The organism is Thermovirga sp. (assembly GCA_012523215.1).
Classification (GTDB): Bacteria; Synergistota; Synergistia; order Synergistales; family Thermovirgaceae; genus 58-81.
This window is the reverse complement of the sequence record JAAYIZ010000132.1, coordinates 1-3,250: the sequence shown is the minus strand read 5'-3', so window position 1 is coordinate 3,250 and position 3,250 is coordinate 1. Positions and strand designations below refer to the sequence as shown.

At 63.0% G+C, this 3,250-nt stretch carries 4 protein-coding genes; all 4 read right to left on the bottom strand.

Going from position 1 to position 3,250, the window contains the following annotated elements; translation table 11 throughout:
* Positions 1–401, bottom strand: a 401-nt coding sequence (locus GX108_03660) for an NAD(P)-binding protein (GenBank protein ID NLO56140.1), incomplete at its 3' end; no start/stop codon positions are given.
* The gene (gene topA, locus GX108_03655; protein ID NLO56139.1) at positions 379–2,559 is read right to left on the bottom strand and encodes a type I DNA topoisomerase; all 2,181 of its coding nucleotides are present in this window, start codon (positions 2,557–2,559) and stop codon (positions 379–381) included. The genes topA and GX108_03660, both read right to left, overlap by 23 nt.
* Complete coding sequence (locus GX108_03650) at positions 2,556–2,801, bottom strand: hypothetical protein (protein NLO56138.1); 246 nt, start codon at positions 2,799–2,801, stop codon at positions 2,556–2,558. The genes topA and GX108_03650 overlap by 4 nt, the downstream gene beginning before the upstream one ends.
* Before the next feature lie 30 nt (positions 2,802–2,831).
* Positions 2,832–3,250 (bottom strand): DNA-protecting protein DprA (locus tag GX108_03645; GenBank protein NLO56137.1); only part of this gene is annotated, 419 nt, incomplete at its 5' end.

The window sequence follows — 3,250 nt, the reverse complement described above, 5'->3', positions numbered from 1 at the left end:
GGACCTTCGGGTATATCCCGGAGTTCCTCCCTCTCGATGGCGACCAGGGGCTCTGAGCCCAGGGTCTCGGTGACGCATTCCGAGAAGGCGCGCCGGTCCACGGCGAGCGCTTTGCCCGCTGGAACCCGGGATTGCCTGGCGCAGTCAAGGATGAGGCTCCCAAGGCGATCCAGTTCGGCCTTGAGTATGCCCCCCGCGCTCGTCGTCCCGTCGGCGCCGAGGGAGTTGCTGCAGACCAGTTCGGCGAAGCCGGGGGTCTTGTGGGCCGGCGTCATCTTCCGGGGGCGCATTTCGACGAGGGTGACGGGAATACCCCTCCGGGCCAGTTGCCAGGCGGCCTCCGAACCGGCCAGGCCCGCCCCCGCCACGAGGACCCTTTTATCCGCCGGTCCCTTCTTCATCGGGTGAAACCTTCGACGGGGCGGGGGCGGCGCTTTCCCTCTCCCCGGGCAAGGTAAAGGAGACGAAGTCACACTCGGGGTAGCGGGAGCAGCCGTAAAAGGGCTTGCCGGTCTTGCCTTTCCTCTTGACGATTTCGCCCTCGCCGCACTTGGGACAGGCTACGCCCGTCGTCTTCAGTATGGGGCGGGTGTAACGACACTTCTTGTCCGGGTCGGAGAAACCGGAACATCCGATGAAATCCCCGAAACGCCCCGACTTGATGACCAGCGGCGAACCGCAAAGGGGGCAGTCTTCCCCGATGGGCTCCGGGGGAGGGGGAGGCACCTTCTCGGCCTCCGCGGCGGCCTTTTCCAGGGAGGCGGAGAAGCCCTTCCAGAAGTCGCGGACCACGTCCCTCCATTGCCTTCCGTTTTCCTCTATCCCGTCCAGTTTATTCTCCATCCCCGCCGTGAAGGCCAGGTCCACGATGTCGGGAAAATGGGCCTCCAGGAAGGTGTCTACTATCTGGCCGAGGGGCGTCGGAGCGAGACGCTTGTCATCGTCCCTGACGACGTATCTCCTGTCGTAGAGGGTCTGGACAATGGTCGCGTAGGTCGAAGGGCGCCCGATGCCCTCTTCCTCGAGAGCCTTGATGAGCCCCGCGTCGTTGAACCTGGAGGGAGGTTTCGTGAAGCGCTGCTCCGTGGTTATCTCCTTCACTTCCAGGGGTTCGCCCTCCCTCGCCGGCTCGATGACTTCGTCCTTCGTGTCCAAGGGCCAGAGCGCACCCCAGCCGTCGAAGACCACGCAGGTCCCCGACTGCCTCATGCCCACTCTGCCGCTTTCAGCCTCCACGGTGCTCCTGGCTATTCTCGCCGGGCTCATCTGGCTGGAGACGAAGCGGCGCCATACCAGGTCGTAGAGCCTGTACTGATCCGAGGTCAGGAACTCCTTCAACGAATCGGGTGTAAGGGAGACATCGGTGGGTCTTATGGCTTCGTGGGCGTCCTGGGAGCGGCCCTTGCCCTCGTGCACCTGGGCGGACGAAGGCAGGTAAGCCTTGTCAAAGACGGTCTTTATGTGTTCCCTGGCCTGTCCGATGGCCTCCTGGGACACCCTGAGGCTGTCGGTCCTCATGTAGGTGATAAGGCCCGTTGTCCCGCGGCCGGGGATGTTGACGCCCTCGTAAAGCCCCTGGGCGGTGAACATGGTCCTCCTGGGGGCGAAGGAGAGCCTCCGGGACGACTCCTGCTGCAGGGTGCTGGTCTTGAAGGGGGGCAACGATTTGCGAAGGCTCTCCTTCTGGGTAAAGGAGATCACCTTGACGGTGTTGGACCGGATCTCCCTCTCGATCTCGGCGGCGGAGGCCTCGTCCTTTATGAGGAGCGTCCGGCCATCCTTCACGAGCGATTTGCCGTCGAGTTTGTCGACCCTGAGGGAGTATCCCCGCCCGTCGACGGCCTGAGCGGCCACCGTGACCTGCCAGTACTCCCGGGGAATGAAGGAATCGATCAGCTCCTGCCTGTCACAGATCATCTTGAGGGCCGCGGACTGAACCCTGCCGGCCGAAAGGCCCCTCTTGATCTTGTCCCAGAGCAGGGGGCTCAGCTTGTATCCCACGAGCCTGTCCAGGACGCGGCGGGCCTGCTGGGCTTCGACCTTTTTCATGTCCACCGAGGATACCTGGTTAAAGGCCTCCTGGACGCCCTTGGGCGTGATCTCGTACATCCTCACCCTGCAGGGTGAGTCGGGATCAACACCCAGGATCTCGGAGAGATGCCAGGCTATCGCCTCGCCCTCCCTGTCGGGGTCCGAGGCGATGAGAACCCGGTCGCTCGCCGATGCCCTCTGCCTCAGGTTGCGGGCGATGGCCCCCTTTCCCCTGACCAGTATGTATTCGGGTTCGAAATCGTTTTCTAGATCGATGGCGAGGCGGCTCTTGGGAAGGTCGCGGATGTGGCCCACGCTGGACTGGACATCGAAATCCCTGCCCAGGATCTTGCCGAGGGTCCTGGCCTTGGAGGGCGATTCGACGATCACCAAGGTCTGCCCCGGCTTAATGCTGGTGCGGGACAGTTTTTTCCCTGGTTTCGCTCTTGCCTTCGCCTGTTTCCGGGAGGGCGCGGACTCGGTCTTTTTGGTCTTCGATCTTCTGGTCTTAGATCCTTCGTCCTTCAGCACAACGGCATTTCCTTCGGCCTGGCGGCCGTCGTTTTTTCGCGGACGGCGTACAAAAGGGATTCAAAGAGCCCCGCGTTGATGGGAAAATCGCCTATCAGGCCAAGGCGGACCGCCTCGGTAAGAGTTTCCTCGATGACCTCCCTGGAAAGACTTTCATCGGCGCAGACACGGTAGGCAAGGGCCAGGGCATCCTCGGTGAGGAAACGGCTCTCGCTTTCCGGTATGAATCTTACGGACATTTTCTCTCCTCCTGTTCCCCCTGGAGTCGGTCAGGACCTGGTCCGGACCCTCGCGCTCCACCTTCCCGGGCCGCTGGAGACGGCAAGGCCATAGGCTGAAAGCGCTCCAAGGGCCCTCAGGACGGCAGCGGCGCTCATTTTACCTTCCGTCGCTATGTTGTCAACCGTCAGGTCGCCCTTTTCGCCCAGGATGCGCAGCACCTCGGTCTCGTCGGGCGCGAGGAGGAAGTTGGCTGGAGCGCCTTGCCCTTGTATGGGGGGGAATAGTTCACCCTGTCTTCCCGAAACAAGGGCGGCGAACTCCCCGATGTCCGCCAGGGGCATTGCCCCGTCGGATATGAGGGCGTTGGAACCTCGACAGACGCTGTCCGTTATCCGCCCCGGCACGGCCCACACTTCCCGGCCGACCTCGAGGGCGAGACGGGCGGTCAGGACCGCGCCGCTCCTTT